Source organism: Marinobacter xestospongiae (assembly GCF_023156385.1).
In the GTDB taxonomy this organism is placed as follows: Bacteria; Pseudomonadota; Gammaproteobacteria; order Pseudomonadales; family Oleiphilaceae; genus Marinobacter; species Marinobacter xestospongiae.
Map to the genome: position 1 here is coordinate 43,027 of NZ_JAKZAK010000015.1, position 14,347 is coordinate 57,373.

A 14,347-nucleotide genomic window follows, 5' to 3' on the forward strand; every position below is an offset into this window, starting at 1 on the left:
CGCCATGGCCGCAATCCGGATACTGGTAGGCAGCGTCTACGGTGGCGCCCTGATGACCGCCCGTGCCATCAAGAAGACCCTGGAGCCGGAAGGACATCAGGTCACCGTGCTGGAAACCCCCACCCTGGATGACATTGCCGGCAGTGACGACCCGATCCTGGTCTGCACGTCCACCACCGGCCAGGGCGAACTGCCCCCCAACCTGCTGCCGTTCTACCTGGCCCTGCGGGAGCAGTTGCCACAGATGCCGGGACGCCCGTTTGGGGTGATGGTGCTGGGCGACAGCTCCTACGGCGATACCTTCTGCGGCGCTGGCGAACTGATGGAAGAAGCACTCTACGAAACCAGCGCCCGCAAGGTCGGTGACACCCTGCGCATCGACGCGCTGGAGACCCTGGAGCCGGAAGAGCCCGCCCTGCACTGGGTACGGGAATGGCTGCAGAGTTTGTGACAGATTCTCGTTTTTTTGTCTCAAAAGCCGCAGCCCGCGCTTGAGGCGCACACGCCCAACCGCCATACTGGTTCTACTGTTGCCAACCAACAGCAGAGCCGGACCGCCACCGGTGGCGGCTCCACCGGAGCAGAAGCCAACACCCCTGCCCGGTAACCAGAACAATCACAATAAGACAGAACTACCGTGCGCCAATCCCTGATCATCACCAGCTGGCTGCTGTTGCTGCTGGCTGTGGCCGCTGGTGTCCAGGCGGAAACCAGCAGCCATCGCTGGCACCAGCCTGACATCCGCTTTTTGCAAGTGCCCGCCAAGACCGCTTTCAGTCTGGAGCAGGCACTGGCCAGCCGTCATTGGCAGGCGCTGGCCGAAGCCAGTCCCAACTTCGGCTACGTCACCAACGAATACTGGTTCCGCATGACCCCGCCAACGTCACCGGATCACCAGATTCTTGATATCAGTTACCCCCACCTTGACGACGTTACCCTTTACCTGGTCCGCAACGGACAGGTCATCCAGACCACCCACTTCGGCGATCGCCAGCCGTTTGCAGCCCGCCCCATCGACCATCCGACGTTCCTGATTCCATACACCGTGTCCGGCAGCGGCAAGGACGAACTGCTGTTGCGGGTGCAGACTCAGGGCGCGCTGCAGGTGCCGATCCGGCTCTGGCCCCAGAACGAGGTGTTCGAAGTTATCGGTCAGGAAGACCGGCTTCACAATCTCTATTACGGCGTGCTGCTGACGGTGATCTGCTTCAACCTGTTCATTTTCCTGGCGCTACGTGAGGTGACGTACCTGCTCTACACCCTGTCGGCCGCCAGCTACCTGTTTCTGCTGTCGACCCTGCGGGGAGTGCCGTTCCAGTTGTTGTGGCCGGACCACCCACTACTCCATAATCTGACGGTGTTGCTGTCGGTACCGGCGGCGATGCTGTTCACCCTGATGTTTGTCCGGGCCTTCCTCAAACTGCCACAGAATGCACCACGGCTGGACCTGGTGGTCCGCTCCCTGGTGATCTTCAATGTCATCAGCTTCGCTGGCGCTTTTGCGCTGGATTACAACACCTCGATCCGGCTGTCGGTGGCGCTGGCGATCCCCAGCTGCCTGATGCTGACCGTGATCGGCCCGATCCAGTGGCTGCGGGGCAACCCCCAGGCTGGTTTCTACACCATCGCCTGGGGCCTGCTGACGGTGGGCAGCGCCATCACCGCCGCCAACAAGTACGGCTGGATCGCCAACAGCTTCATCACCACCTATGGCATGCAACTGGGCTCAGCGCTGGAGGCCATTCTGCTGACCGTCGCCCTGGCGGTGCGGGTACATCAGGAGCGTCAGGGCAAGATCGCGGCACGGGAAGCCGAGCTGAACGCGATGGCGGCGCGGCGCAAGGCCGAACTGCGGATGATGGAGCAGGCCCTGCACAATCCGCTGACCGGACTGCCGAACCGCACCAGCTTCGAGCTGGTGATCAACGAACGCATTGGTCGTCAGCCCAAACAGCGACAGGCCGTCGGCATTATCTACCTCACCAACCTGCAGGCGATTACCAAGACCCTCGGGCACCGTAACACCGACCGCCTGCTGGAGCTGGCCGCCCGCCGTTTCAACAGCATCGTCGCCGATCTGCCCGGGGTGCAACCAATCGAGGAGACGCCCCACCGGACCTTTTATCTGGCGTCACTGGAGTCCGCCGCCTTTGGCTTTCTCATCGATGCCGACCTAATCGCCCTGCACCCGCGACGCATCGTCCAGGGCCTGGAGCAGTTCCGCGAACCCATCGACTACCTGGGCATGCAGTTGCCGCTCGACCCCCAAACCGGTGTGGCGATCTACCCCGACCACGCCCAGGACACCAACTCGCTGATTCGCCGGGCCTACATCGCCCAGGAATCGGACGAGGCCCGGGATCGCGGCTTGGCGTACTACCAGCCCAGCCGGGACTCCTACAGCGCCGACCGCCTGACTCTGGTGTCCGAGTTCCGCCTAGCCCTGCAAAACCAGGAACTGGAGCTGCACCTGCAGCCCAAGCTGGGCCTGAGCAGCAACCAGATCGTTGGCGCCGAGGCGCTGATTCGCTGGCCCGGACGCAGCACACCGATTCCCGCCGACCAGCTGGTGGCGATGGCCGAGCAGACCGGCCTGATCAAGCCCCTGACCCGCTGGGTTCTTGAGGAGGCGCTGCGGGTCCGCCAACAACTGTTGGAGCGGGGGCATGCAATCGGCGTTTCCGTCAACATTTCCCCCAACAACCTGCGGGAGCCGGAGTTCCCGCTGCACGTCCAGCGGCTGCTGACCAGCCACCCGGATCACCGCGGACACATCACCCTGGAAGTCACCGAAACCTCGATGATGCTGGACCCCGGCAATTCGCTGAGAACCCTGAAGTCACTGGACGCCACTGGCATCCCACTGTCGATCGACGACTTCGGCTCCGGCTATTCGTCGCTCTCCTACATCAAGCAACTGCCGGCTCGCGAGATCAAGATCGACCGTTCCCTGGTGGGCGATTTGCCCAAACAGAACGAAGACCGGGTGATTGTGCAGACCACCATCCAGATGTGCCACAGCCTCGGCTACCGGGTGGTGGCCGAAGGCGTGGAAGACGCGGAAACCCAGCAGTTGCTGATGGCCATGGGCTGCGACATGATCCAGGGCTACCACCTGGCTCGGCCCATGCCCCTGGCGGACCTGCTGACCTGGCTGGACGAGCGCGCCGACGCCACCGCCCGCAAGCTGGGCTAGAGTCCCGTCTGCGGGCTAGCGCTGGCGGATCAGCGCTTCCTGAGTGGTGGAGGCCACCAGCACACCGTCGCGACTGAAGAAATTGCCCCGATTAAAGCCCCGGCCACCAGAGGCACTGGGGCTGTCCTTGTCGTACAGCAGCCAATCGTCCATGCGGAAATCGCGGTGGAACCAGATGGCATGATCCAGACTTGCCACCTGCATGTTCCGGCTCATGAAGGTAACGCCATGGGGATGCAGCGAGGTGCCAAGGAAGGTGAAATCGGAGGCATAGGCCAACAGGCAACGATGCAGCACCGGATCATCCGGCAGCTCGCCCTGGGCACGGAACCAGCTCTGTTTGTAGGGCGGTTTGGCCTCCGGTTTGAGCGGGTTGACCGGATCGATGGGGCGGATTTCAATGGGCCGCTCACGATCCAGCTTGTCACGCATCTTTTCCGGGATGTGGGGCATCAGCCGGGCAACGTAGTCAGACTCCGAGGCGAGGTCGTCATACCCCGCCACCGCCGGCATCTCAAACTGGTGCTCATAGCCGCTTTCTTCGCCCTGAAACGACATCGCACCGGTGAGAATCTCCTTGCCGTCCTGCCGGGCAATCACCCGACGCACCGAGAAGCTGCCGCCGTCGCGGACCCGCTGGACTTCATAATCGATCGGCAGGCTGTGGTTACCAGGGCGTAGGAAATAGGCATGCAGGGAATGGGGCAAACGACCTTCCACCGTGCGGCAGGCCGCCATCAGCGACTGGCCCAGCACCTGGCCACCAAAGACGTTGGGAAAGCCCAGGTCCTCACTGTCCCCCTGAAAATGATCATCGCCCGTGGGCGACAGGTCCAGCAACTCTACCAGCTTTCTGGTGACTTCCAGCATGCCTGCTCCTGTTCGATTTATTGGTTTGGACAGAACGTTCTATCCCAGACCCGGGGCAGGATGCAATGACCAAAAAGGGCAGCGTGGTTGACCACAACTGCCCTTGTCTCGGCGTTAAACTCCAACACCGTTCGCTTACCTGGAAGAACCAGGCGCCCCGGATCAACCGTGGATTGGCGGCACTTCTTTGGCCAGAGCCTGCTTCTCCATAGCGTAGTCGCCGGTCACCGCAAAGCCCAGCAGGGTGCCTTCGGCATCGCGGAACAGTGCTCGCACGTTGCGGCCATTCTGCTCCACCTGCCAGTCGCCCTCGGCATTGACCGGTGGCGGACAGACCGCCGTGGGGCAACAGGGGGTTTTCACCATCACCGGCATGGTGCCGTAGGCCACCTCGGTGCGGGTGCCCAGCAGGGATTTCGCCAGCGCCCGGGAGCAGGCCATCAGTGGCAGCACGTACAGCAGTACATGGCCATCCACCTCGGCGCAATCGCCCAGGGCATAAACATCCTCAGCGGAGGTTTCCAACGCCCGGTTGACCACAATACCCCGGGCGGTCTCCAGCCCTGCCGCAGCCGCCAGCTCTGTGCGCGGTCGCAGGCCGACGGCGGAGATCACCAGATCCGTTTCCAGGGTCTCGCCATTGGCCAGGCTGAGGCGGACGCCGTCGCCGGCCCGGTCCAGCTGTTCCACCACGGTCTCCAGGTGGAAACCCACGCCTTCGTCAGTCAGTGCCGCCACCACCGCATCCGCCGCCGGCTTCGGCAGCAGGCCCGGCATCACGGTGTCGGAAGGTGCAATCACGTCCACCTCGTAGCCGCCATTGCGCAGGTCATTGGCGAACTCACAGCCGATCAGGCCGGCGCCCATAATGGCCACCCGGCGCTTGCCAGCCAGTGCCTGGCGGAAAGCGCGGTAGTCCATCAGATCATTGATGGAATAGACGTGTTCGTGGGCATCCCCGGCGATGTCGAGGCGGATCACGTCTGCCCCCCAGGCCAGTACCAGCTTGCTGTACTCGAGACGCTCGTCGCCGATCAGCAACTGATGGGCCGCGCTGTCGATGCCGGTGACCGTGGTGTGGGTGCGCAGTTCAATGTTGAGCTGTTCCACCATGGCCGCTGCTGTCGCCTGAGCCAGTTCATCCGCTTCTTTGCCCTTGGTGAAACCGGTGGACAGCATGGGCTTGGAATAGCTGAATCCGTCATCGGCGGTGATCATCAGGATCGGCATTTCGCGGTCCTGCTTGCGGATCTCCTTGGCCAGGGAGAAACCGGACAGGCCGGTACCCACAATGACGATGGGGGCTTGCTCACTCATTCACTGCGCTCCTGTGTTACTGGTCGACCGGCTCAGCCGATCTCAATCATTTCAAAGTCTTCTTTACCGACACCACAATCCGGGCATACCCAGTCATCGGGAATGTCTTCCCACTTGGTGCCCGGCTCAATGCCGTCTTCCGGCCAGCCCTCGGCCTCGTCGTAGATCCAGCCGCAGACGACGCATTGCCACTTCTTCATACCACTTCCTCCAGACTCATCATCAGGGACGCCTAATATTGTCGGACAATCATACACGATTAGAAGGATCTTCCAAGCGCTGGCGACGCCGAACCTATTGGCCGACCATCATACCCAGCGAACACGCGTACACCAATGCCGCATCGAACCTCACGGATCGACGCTGCTGCCAATAGCGGTATATACCCACTCGCCACCAATTCGGCTACAGGCGGCATGATCACGGCGCCGGCGGCGAATGGCAGCGGTTTGACGACAGGATGACGGGAGACCAGCGCCGGCCTCCCTTCCGGGAGCCGGCTTCGGTATAATGCGGCGTTTTACGACAGGATCAGACCACTATGACCGATACCGTCGCCGAAATGAACCAGGTCCTCGCGGAAGCCGACTGCCTGGTCACCGAGCAGGAGGTTCACGCCGCAATCGATCGCATGGCCAGCGCCATTACCGATCACCTCAAGGATCGCAACCCACTGCTGTTCTGCGTAATGAACGGAGGCCTGATCCTCACCGGACAGCTGCTGCCCAAGCTGCGTTTCCCGGTTCAGGCGGAGTACCTGCACGCCACCCGCTACCGCCAGGAAACCACCGGCGGCCTGCTGGAATGGAAACTGCGTCCGGACGCCAACATGCAGGGCCGCTCGGTTCTGATCGTCGACGATATCCTTGATGAGGGCACCACCCTCGATGCCATTGCCGACTACTGCCGAGCCCAGGGCGCCGAGGAAGTGCTGACCGCGGTGCTGGTGGACAAACAGCACGACCGCAAAGCCCGCCCGGATCTGAAAGCGGACTACACCGGCCTGGAAGTGGAAGACCGCTTCCTGTTCGGCTTCGGCATGGACTACAAGGGTTACTGGCGCAACGCGCCAGGCATCTATGCCGTTAAGGGACTTTGAGGTCGCCAGCCCCAGCCGCTGCGACCACCCGGCGGGACTGAGCCCGACCAACCCGGTCCGGCCACAGACGTTTGCCCTGCCCCGGACCCACTGGCATCCCTCCTGGCAGGCTGCTGCCCTGCACCAGCGCCAGCCCCTGCAGGCGCTGGCGTTCTGGCTGCAGCTCGAAGGCTCGCTGACTCGCGCCCTGACACTGCGCTGCCGCCAGCGCTTTCACGTTGACGTCGTACGCGAGACCTTCACCCGGCCAAGCCTGGAGGAATCCCGCCGTCTCGGCCTGCCTGAGCGACAGCTGGCCTGGGTGCGGGAAGTGCGCCTGTGCGGCGACGGCCAGCCCTGGGTACTGGCCCGCACGGTGATGCCGGCGGCGACACTGCGGGGCAGTGGACGCCGGCTCCGCCACCTGGGGCGACGCCCCCTGGGCAGCTACCTGTTCGCCACCCGGCAATGGCAACGCAGTGGGTTCGAGACTGGCCTGTGCCATTCCGATGGCCGCAATCAGCCCCGGGTCGCCCGCCGTTCCTGCTTCCACGGCCCCCAGGGCGCCATCCTGGTGAGTGAGTACTTTCTGCCAGGGCTGCCCCGCTCAGCCGAATAACCAGCCATCACAGTGCTCAACCGCGAGCTCATCGACTGAGCCTTAAAACAGCTCCACCTGCTCAGCCTTGAGGTACTCCAACGCCGACACCGTGTTGCCCGGGGACAACAGGATGCCCAGCCGCAACCCGGCCTCGGTGCGGGTGCCGTAGCAGACTTCACCGCGAAACACCTGGCGTTTCTGGTTGCACACCACCTCGATGCGGCACCGGCTGTCCAGCGCCACATGTTCCTGCACCAGAACCCCCAGACCGTTCTTGCTGACATCCATCAACAGGCCCGATACGCCACGGCTGCCACCGTCTCGCAGACGACGCAACAGTACCCTCGCGGGCAGCGGTTCACGAAGCTGGTGACGGATTTCACGACGACGCTTAATACTCTGGCTTTTCAAGCAGGTAACCCCCGAAACAGTATCTATACAATGTGAAACGACCTTTTGTGCAAGAATCTTGAGCCCGGGGCCGTCGAGAGCGCCGTTTCATGCGCAACCGCCTCGACAGGACTACCCTGTGAAAGACAGAGCCAACACCGCAACCAAGGTCCATGCCCGTGACATCGAGACACCCCGCCGACAGGCGCTTCCTGTCTGCTGACGCCGCGGCCGACTGCCCGGCCTACGACCTGACCGGCTACCAGCAGCGCCGGCAGGCACTGACCCGCCAGCTCGACGGCCTGACCAGCAGTCTCAACAATGAACTCGCCGCGGCGCTGCGTCAGCTGCTCAACCTTGGCAGCCTGGATGTCAGCGTGGGCCCCTGGCGTGCCGACGCACCCGCCCAGCCCCACAACCACTGGCTGGCGGCCATCCGCAACGGCGAGGCAGAGTATCCCGTTCTGCTGGCCATGGACAACCGCTGCCTGTACAGCCTGTCGGAACTGTTCTTTGGCGGTGACCCCGCCCAGCTCAGTGACAGCCAACTGAAAGACCGGCCCCTGGCGGACACCGAACGACGTCTGGTCAATCGGATATTCAACGCCCTGCTGGCACTGGTGTGCCCGGCGCTGTCACTGGATCTGGACGACTGGCAAAGCCAGTGGCTGGACTACCCGCCACAGACCAGCAGCCAACAGGCGCTGTGGAGCGAGATCCGCCTTGGCAATGGCGACGCCTGGCAGGTCTCCCTGGCCTGCGGCTGGCCACTGGCGCTCGATGGCCACCACCCCAAAGGCACCGGCGAAGCGCCGGCCGGCCAGGAAGAGCGCCTGCGCCACAACCTGCAGGCGGTCACGGTACGTCTGAAGGCCAATCTGGCCAGCCTCACCCTCAACCTTGAAGACCTGGCGCAACTGCGCGAAGGCGACATCCTGCCGATGGAGCTGGACAGTCTGGTAACCGCCAGCGCCGGCGGCGCCCCCTGCCTGCGCGGCGAAGTCTGTGAACACGGCGACCGTCTGGCGCTGAGAATTCGTGATTTTATCGGAGACGCGGAATGAACCCTCAAGACGACAAGCCCCAGGGCCAGGATCAGCTCGACTCCCTGGAGGGGCTGGGCAACCAGAGCCTGGAAGAGCTGTTTTCCGACCCGGCGGATGGCGATCAGGCCAGCTCCGGCAACGCCGCCCCCAAGCGGGACATGGCAATGTTCGGCAAGATTCCGGTCAAACTGACGCTGGAAGTGGACAGTGTCGAGATCATGCTTGGCAACCTGCTGGATCTGAACCCGGGCGAAGTGCTGCCGCTGGACAAGAAAGTGGGAGAGCCGCTGGATGTGCGGGTTAACGGCGAACTGCTGGCCCGCGCCGAAGTGGTGGTGGTTGATGGCCGCTATGGTCTGCGCCTGGTGGACGTGCCCCGCAACCCCAATCTCCCCCCCGACCAGGACTGACGCCCGATGCGAATGCTCCTGCTGCTGGCACTGCTGGTGCCGGGGCTGGCCTGGGGCCAGGACCTGCCGCTGTTTTCGGTCACCGACGGCGACTCCACCCAGGACTACAGCATCAAGATCCAGATCCTGCTGCTGCTGACGGCGCTGTCGTTCCTGCCGGCGATGCTGCTGATGCTTACCAGCTTTACCCGCATCATCGTGGTGCTGGCGGTGCTGCGCCAGGCCCTCGGCCTGCAGCAGAGCCCTCCCAACCGGGTGCTGGTGGGTATTGCCCTGGTGCTGACCCTGCTGATCATGCGCCCGGTGTGGACCGACATCTACGCCAACGCCTTCGTGCCCTACGAACAGGATGAGATCACCCTCAAAGAGGCGTTCGTCCGCGCCGAACAGCCGTTGCGCGGCTTCATGTTCAAGCAGACCCACGAGGCGGACCTGGAGCAGATGTTGCGGATCGCCAACGAGCCGCTGACCCTGGCCCAGGACGATGTGCCCTTCTCGGCGCTGCTGCCGGCATTCGTGCTGTCGGAGCTGAAGACCGCGTTCCAGATTGGCTTCATGCTGTTCATCCCGTTCCTGGTCATCGACCTGGTGGTGGCCAGCGTGCTGATGGCGATGGGGATGATGATGCTGTCTCCGCTGATCATCTCGCTGCCCTTCAAGCTGATGATCTTTGTGCTGGCCGACGGCTGGTCGATGACCGTCGGCACCCTCACCGCCAGCTTCGGGTAGCGCCATGACCGCCGAACTCGCCGTCTCACTGATCTACGAAGCGGTCCTCACCATCACCCTGATCGTCGCCGTGCTGATCGGTCCGGGCATGGTGGTGGGGCTGGTGGTGAGCGTGTTCCAGGCCGCCACCCAGATCAACGAGCAGACCCTCAGCTTCCTGCCACGGCTGCTCGCCACCCTGGGGATGATCGTGTTCGCCGGCCACTGGATACTGGAGCGGGTGCTGCGGTTGTTCGAGATGATCTTCACCACCATTCCGGGAGCCATCGGATGAGCCTGGTGGAACTCACCGGCGCCGACATCACCTCCCTGCTGGGCCGCCTGTGGTGGCCCTTTCTTCGCATCGGTGCGCTGCTGTGGACCATGCCGATGTTCGGCGACCGGCTGACCGCGGTGCGGGTCCGGGTCTTGCTGTCGCTGGCGCTGGCGGCACTGATGGCCCCCATGCTGCCACCGATGCCCAGCGTCGACCCGTTCTCCCTCACAGCCCTGGTGATGGCCGGCGAACAGATCCTGCTGGGCTTCTTCCTCGGCTTCATGCTGCAGATGCTGTTTGCCCTGATGTCGCTGCTGGGGCAGATCCTGTCGATGCAGATGGGCCTGGCCATGGGCATCATGAACGACCCCACCAACGGTCAGGCGGTGCCGTTAATGGGACAGCTGCTGATCATCCTGGGCGCGTTTCTGTTCTTTGTGTTCGATGGCCACCTGGTGGCCATCGACATTCTGGTGGAAAGCTTCTTCACCTGGCCGCCCGGCCAGTCGATCTACGCCCTCGATCTCAACCGGGTGCTTGCCCTGTTTGGCTGGATGTTCGGCGGCGCCCTGCTGCTGGCGATGCCGGCGGTGGTGGCGATGCTGATCGTCAACCTCACCTTCGGGGTGATGAACCGCTCGGCGCCGTCGATGAACGTCATCGCCCTGGGCTTCCCGCTGAGCATGCTGATGGGGCTGCTGAGCCTGATGCTGACGGTGGCCGGCGTGCCCGGCCGCTATGGCGAGTTCACCACCCATGTGCTGGATGAAATGCGCCTGCTGGTAACCACGGTCAGCCCATGAGCGAGAACGACAGCAGCCAGGACAAGTCCGAAGAACCCACGGAACAGCGACTTCGCAAGGCCCGCGAAGAGGGCCAGATTGCCCGCTCACGGGAGCTGCAAAGCGCCGCCCTGGTAGGCATCGGCGGGGTACTGCTGCTGATGTCCAGCTTCCTCACCCAGTTTGCCCGGGATCTGATGGTGCAGCACTTTGAGCTCGACCGCGCCGCCGCCACCGACCCGGCGATGATGCTGCAGCACCTGGGCAGCGCCCTGGAGCTGGGGCTGGGCGCCATGCTGCCGTTCCTGATCACGCTGTGGCTGATCGGCGCCGTCTCCGGCATGGTGCCGGGCGGCTGGCTGACGTCCGGCAAGGCCATCCAGCCCCAGCTCAAGCGACTCAACCCGCTGTCGGGACTGAAGCGGATGTTTTCCAGCCAGAGCCTGGTGGAACTGGCCAAGTCTTCCCTCAAGGTGGTGCTGCTGTTTGGGGTTATGGTGTGGCTGCTGTGGACCCACGCCGACGACCTGGTGGCCATCAACCGCCTGCCGCTGGGAGCCGCCATTGGCGAAGGCGTTCGGTTGCTGGGGCTGGCGCTGATGGCCATGGGGCTGGTGCTGCTGTTCATCGCCCTGCTGGACGTGCCCTACCAGCGCTGGTCGATGGTGAAGAAGCTGAAAATGACCAAACAGGAGGTCAAGGACGAGCACAAGAACACCGAAGGCCGGCCCGAGGTCAAACAGCGGATTCGCGAAATCCAGATGCAGATGTCCCGCCAGCGCATCGACCAGCGAGTGCCGGAAGCGGACGTCGTGATCACCAACCCGACCCACTACGCCGTGGCCATCCGCTACGCCCCGGATACCGCCGATGCCCCCTACGTGATAGCCAAGGGGGTGGACGACCTGGCGCTGCGCATCCGCGACGTTGCTACAAAAAATAATAAAACCATACTGGAACTGCCGGAGCTAACCCGGGCAGTCTACCACTCCACGAGAATCGACCAGGAGATTCCGGCCGGACTGTTCAACGCCGTGGCCCATGTGCTGATGTACGTCATGCAGCTCAATGCCTGGAAAGCCCGGCGCGGACACAAACCCGCGCCGCTGCCCCGCTTCCAGATTCCGGACTCCCTCAGGAAATAGGTGACCCAAGGTGAAATTCAACCTGACCCGTTCCTACGCCGCCATCCCGGTGATCCTGATGGCCGTGTTGGCCATGCTGATCCTGCCGTTGCCGCCGTGGCTGATCGACACCCTGTTCACCTTCAACATCGTGCTGGCGGTGATGGTGCTGCTGGTGGCGGTCTCCGCCAAGCGACCGCTGGAGTTTTCAGTCTTCCCCACCGTGCTGCTGGTCGCCACCCTGATGCGGCTGACCCTCAACGTCGCCTCAACCCGCATCGTGCTGCTGGATGGCCACACCGGCCCCGGCGCCGCCGGCCAGGTGATCCAGTCGTTCGGGGAGGTGGTGATCGGCGGCAACTACGTGGTCGGCCTGGTGGTGTTTGTGATCCTGATGATCATCAACTTTGTGGTGGTCACCAAGGGCGGCGAGCGCATCTCCGAGGTGTCCGCCCGCTTTACCCTTGACGCCCTGCCCGGCAAGCAGATGGCGATCGACGCCGACCTCAACGCCGGCACCATTGACCAGAACCAGGCCCGCCAGCGCCGCCAGGACGTTGCCCGGGAAGCCGACTTCTACGGTTCCATGGACGGCGCCTCCAAGTTTGTTCGCGGCGATGCCATCGCCGGTCTGCTGATCCTGCTGATCAACCTGCTGGGCGGTCTCGCCATCGGCGTGCTGCAGCAGGGCCTGTCCGGCGAAGAGGCGTTCCAGATCTACGCCCTGCTCACCATCGGTGACGGCCTGGTGGCGCAGATTCCGTCGCTGCTGCTGGCCACCGCCGCGGCCATCATCGTCACCCGCGTCAACGACGAATCGGAGATGGCCGACCAGGTCCAGCAGCAGCTGCTGGCCTCGCCCCGGGTGGTCAGTACCGCTGCTCTGGTGATGGGTATCCTCGGGCTGATTCCCGGCATGCCGACGGTGGCGTTCCTGGCGTTTGCCGGGGTGCTGGCGTTCGCGGCCTGGAACCTGCACCAGGGCAGCCCGGAGGAAGCCGACCAGGAGGCCGAACAGGAGCTCACCGAACAACTGCAGAAAGACCCGCCCCTGAGCTGGCAGGACCTGCCCTACGTCGACAAGATGCGCATCGAGCTGGGTTACCGGCTGGTACCGCTGGCCGACCGGGAGCAGAAGGCGGAACTGCCCAACCGCATTCGCGGCATCCGCAAGACCCTGTCGGAGCAGCTCGGGGTTTTGCTGCCGGAGGTCCGCATTCGCGACAACCTGCGACTGAAACCGGCGGAATACTGCATCAAGCTCGATGGCGTTCGCATTGCCAGCGGCGAGGTGGACCCGGACAAACTGCTGGCCATCGAAGGCGCCGAGACCTATGGCCAGCTCGACGGCGAACTGGTCAAAGAGCCCGCCTACGACATGAGCGCGGTGGCCATTGCCCCCGAGCACAAGTCGCGGGCACTGAACCTGGGCTATTCGGTGGTGGATGCCGCCACCGTGATCAGCACCCATCTGGGCAAGGTGATGCGCCAGCACCTGGATGAAATCTTCAGCCACGACGACGTCCTGGCTCTGGGGGAACGCCTCAAGGGGGTGTCGGAAAAACTCGCCGAGGCCCTCAACAGCCAGCTCAGCCCGATGCAACAGCTGCGGGTGTTCCGCCACCTGCTGTCCGACCAGGTCAGCCTGTCGGACATCCAGACCATTGCCACCACCCTGGTGGACAGCGCCGACGTCACCAAGGACCCGGTGTTGCTGGCCGCCGACGTACGCTGTGCGTTGAAGCGCAGCCTGGTACGCCAGACCATCGGTGAACGCGATCAGCTCAATGTGGTCACCCTGGCGGACGAGCTGGAACAGACCCTGATGAAGGCGCTGCAGCAGGCCCAGCAGTCCGGCCAGGCGTCACTGGACAGCTTCCCGGTGGAGCCCCAGATGCTGGGACGGCTGCAACAGGCGATGCCACAGGTTCGCGATGAAATGAAACGTCAGGGCCTGCCCCAGGTGCTGCTGGTCGTGCCGCAGCTGCGGCCGCTACTGGCGCGCTATGCCCGCACCTTCGCCCGCGGGCTGGCGGTGCTGTCCTACAACGAAGTGCCGGAGCAGATGCACATCGATGTGGTCGGCACACTGGGCTAGTTGCGGTTAGAGGTCATAGCTGAAATTGATGTCAGATCAAGCGGGGAGTTACACATTTTAGCAATTCGCCACAAAGGGCGACTCTCCGCTACAAAACAGCGGTTGCCGGTACAACGTCAATTACTGTTAACTAGATCACACTATCGAGAAGGCCGGCGTCGGACGAATCAGACACCGGTTTCAATAACTTTTTTCAATAACTTAGCTACAGACAAAGGCAAACTGTCGCGAAAGCGCAGGACGCAAAGCCTCCGGTCTACCGATTCGACAGAATCCATGATAGCGGGGTTGCCGGGCTAAGATATCTCTTCCCCGCGGCGTCGATCCCGATGCCGTCCAGGTCGATATCTTTTCCCACAGTCACCACACAGCAGACATGTTTGTCATCGCCGTGGTGCCTGCTGTTGTCTTCGCAATACGCCTTGGTCTGCACCAACCAGTGCCCCAAGT

Annotated in this window: 15 protein-coding genes and 1 riboswitch; of the genes, 11 read left to right on the forward strand and 4 right to left on the reverse strand. The window is 63.3% G+C overall.

All coding sequences use genetic code 11. The annotated features are described in order from the left end of the window. The first annotated feature begins 4 nt into the window (after positions 1-4). Both MLD24_RS11880 and MLD24_RS11885 read left to right on the forward strand, forming a co-directional pair. Entirely contained in the window at positions 5-451 is a 447-nt protein-coding gene (locus MLD24_RS11880; protein WP_248166798.1) for a flavodoxin, read from the forward strand. Positions 452-637: 186 nt separating this feature from the next. Then, a complete protein-coding gene (locus MLD24_RS11885; RefSeq protein WP_248166799.1) occupies positions 638-3,196 on the forward strand; it encodes an EAL domain-containing protein in 2,559 nt (852 codons plus the stop codon). A 15-nt stretch (positions 3,197-3,211) separates the two neighbouring features. Here the strand turns inward: MLD24_RS11885 and MLD24_RS11890 are convergent, their stop codons facing one another. The 3 genes from MLD24_RS11890 to rubA all read right to left on the reverse strand — a co-directional run bounded on the left by MLD24_RS11890 (position 3,212) and on the right by rubA (position 5,583). Beyond that, a complete protein-coding gene (locus MLD24_RS11890) occupies positions 3,212-4,066 on the reverse strand; it encodes an acyl-CoA thioesterase (protein WP_248166800.1) in 855 nt (284 codons plus the stop codon). A gap of 162 nt (positions 4,067-4,228) precedes the next feature. Further along, positions 4,229-5,383, reverse strand: coding sequence for an FAD-dependent oxidoreductase (locus MLD24_RS11895; RefSeq protein WP_248166801.1), 1,155 nt, complete (start codon positions 5,381-5,383; stop codon positions 4,229-4,231). Between the two features lie 32 nt (positions 5,384-5,415). Continuing rightward, on the reverse strand, positions 5,416-5,583 hold the full coding sequence (gene rubA / locus MLD24_RS11900) for a rubredoxin RubA (protein WP_227173776.1): 168 nt from the start codon (positions 5,581-5,583) through the stop codon (positions 5,416-5,418). 341 nt (positions 5,584-5,924) lie between these two features. Here rubA and MLD24_RS11905 point away from each other — a divergent pair, with 341 nt between their 5' ends. Both MLD24_RS11905 and MLD24_RS11910 read left to right on the forward strand, forming a co-directional pair. Next, positions 5,925-6,482 carry a hypoxanthine-guanine phosphoribosyltransferase gene (locus MLD24_RS11905; protein WP_227173775.1) on the forward strand — a complete coding sequence of 186 codons (558 nt, stop codon included), beginning with the start codon at positions 5,925-5,927 and terminating at the stop codon, positions 6,480-6,482. Continuing rightward, positions 6,463-7,080, forward strand: a complete 618-nt coding sequence (locus MLD24_RS11910; RefSeq protein WP_248166802.1) for a chorismate--pyruvate lyase family protein — start codon at positions 6,463-6,465, stop codon at positions 7,078-7,080. Before MLD24_RS11905 ends, MLD24_RS11910 begins: the two co-directional genes overlap by 20 nt. Positions 7,081-7,122: 42 nt before the next feature. On the opposite strand, the gene MLD24_RS11915 is transcribed toward MLD24_RS11910, so the two are convergent. Next, positions 7,123-7,473 carry a PilZ domain-containing protein gene (locus MLD24_RS11915; protein WP_227173773.1) on the reverse strand — a complete coding sequence of 117 codons (351 nt, stop codon included), beginning with the start codon at positions 7,471-7,473 and terminating at the stop codon, positions 7,123-7,125. Between the two features lie 158 nt (positions 7,474-7,631). On the opposite strand from MLD24_RS11915, the gene MLD24_RS11920 reads away from it, so the two are divergent. The 7 genes from MLD24_RS11920 to flhA are packed head-to-tail and all read left to right on the forward strand — an operon-like array spanning position 7,632 to position 13,897. Next, positions 7,632-8,516 carry a FliM/FliN family flagellar motor switch protein gene (locus MLD24_RS11920; RefSeq protein ID WP_248166803.1) on the forward strand — a complete coding sequence of 295 codons (885 nt, stop codon included), beginning with the start codon at positions 7,632-7,634 and terminating at the stop codon, positions 8,514-8,516. Next, on the forward strand, positions 8,513-8,908 hold the full coding sequence (locus MLD24_RS11925) for a FliM/FliN family flagellar motor switch protein (protein WP_282450614.1): 396 nt from the start codon (positions 8,513-8,515) through the stop codon (positions 8,906-8,908). Before MLD24_RS11920 ends, MLD24_RS11925 begins: the two co-directional genes overlap by 4 nt. Before the next feature lie 6 nt (positions 8,909-8,914). Continuing rightward, entirely contained in the window at positions 8,915-9,637 is a 723-nt protein-coding gene (gene fliP / locus MLD24_RS11930) for a flagellar type III secretion system pore protein FliP (RefSeq protein WP_227173771.1), read from the forward strand. A gap of 4 nt (positions 9,638-9,641) precedes the next feature. Next, a complete protein-coding gene (locus MLD24_RS11935; protein WP_227173770.1) occupies positions 9,642-9,911 on the forward strand; it encodes a flagellar biosynthetic protein FliQ in 270 nt (89 codons plus the stop codon). Further along, a complete protein-coding gene (gene fliR, locus MLD24_RS11940) occupies positions 9,908-10,696 on the forward strand; it encodes a flagellar biosynthetic protein FliR (RefSeq protein ID WP_248166804.1) in 789 nt (262 codons plus the stop codon). Before MLD24_RS11935 ends, fliR begins: the two co-directional genes overlap by 4 nt. Then, complete coding sequence (flhB, locus tag MLD24_RS11945) at positions 10,693-11,820, forward strand: flagellar biosynthesis protein FlhB (protein WP_248166805.1); 1,128 nt, start codon at positions 10,693-10,695, stop codon at positions 11,818-11,820. Before fliR ends, flhB begins: the two co-directional genes overlap by 4 nt. A gap of 10 nt (positions 11,821-11,830) precedes the next feature. Next, positions 11,831-13,897 carry a flagellar biosynthesis protein FlhA gene (gene flhA, locus MLD24_RS11950; protein WP_344815760.1) on the forward strand — a complete coding sequence of 689 codons (2,067 nt, stop codon included), beginning with the start codon at positions 11,831-11,833 and terminating at the stop codon, positions 13,895-13,897. Between the two features lie 206 nt (positions 13,898-14,103). Further along, positions 14,104-14,193: riboswitch (cyclic di-GMP riboswitch) on the forward strand. The last annotated feature ends 154 nt before the right edge of the window (positions 14,194-14,347 follow it).

Coding starts and splice junctions, on each gene's coding strand:
- MLD24_RS11880 (WP_248166798.1), top strand. CDS start 5: ATGGCCGCAATCCGGATACTGGTAGGCAGCGTCTACGGTGGCGCCCTG.
- MLD24_RS11890 (WP_248166800.1), bottom strand. CDS start 4,066: ATGCTGGAAGTCACCAGAAAGCTGGTAGAGTTGCTGGACCTGTCGCCC.
- MLD24_RS11895 (WP_248166801.1), bottom strand. CDS start 5,383: ATGAGTGAGCAAGCCCCCATCGTCATTGTGGGTACCGGCCTGTCCGGT.
- rubA (WP_227173776.1), bottom strand. CDS start 5,583: ATGAAGAAGTGGCAATGCGTCGTCTGCGGCTGGATCTACGACGAGGCC.
- MLD24_RS11905 (WP_227173775.1), top strand. CDS start 5,925: ATGACCGATACCGTCGCCGAAATGAACCAGGTCCTCGCGGAAGCCGAC.
- MLD24_RS11910 (WP_248166802.1), top strand. CDS start 6,463: ATGCCGTTAAGGGACTTTGAGGTCGCCAGCCCCAGCCGCTGCGACCAC.
- MLD24_RS11925 (WP_282450614.1), top strand. CDS start 8,513: ATGAACCCTCAAGACGACAAGCCCCAGGGCCAGGATCAGCTCGACTCC.
- fliP (WP_227173771.1), top strand. CDS start 8,915: ATGCGAATGCTCCTGCTGCTGGCACTGCTGGTGCCGGGGCTGGCCTGG.
- MLD24_RS11935 (WP_227173770.1), top strand. CDS start 9,642: ATGACCGCCGAACTCGCCGTCTCACTGATCTACGAAGCGGTCCTCACC.
- fliR (WP_248166804.1), top strand. CDS start 9,908: ATGAGCCTGGTGGAACTCACCGGCGCCGACATCACCTCCCTGCTGGGC.
- flhB (WP_248166805.1), top strand. CDS start 10,693: ATGAGCGAGAACGACAGCAGCCAGGACAAGTCCGAAGAACCCACGGAA.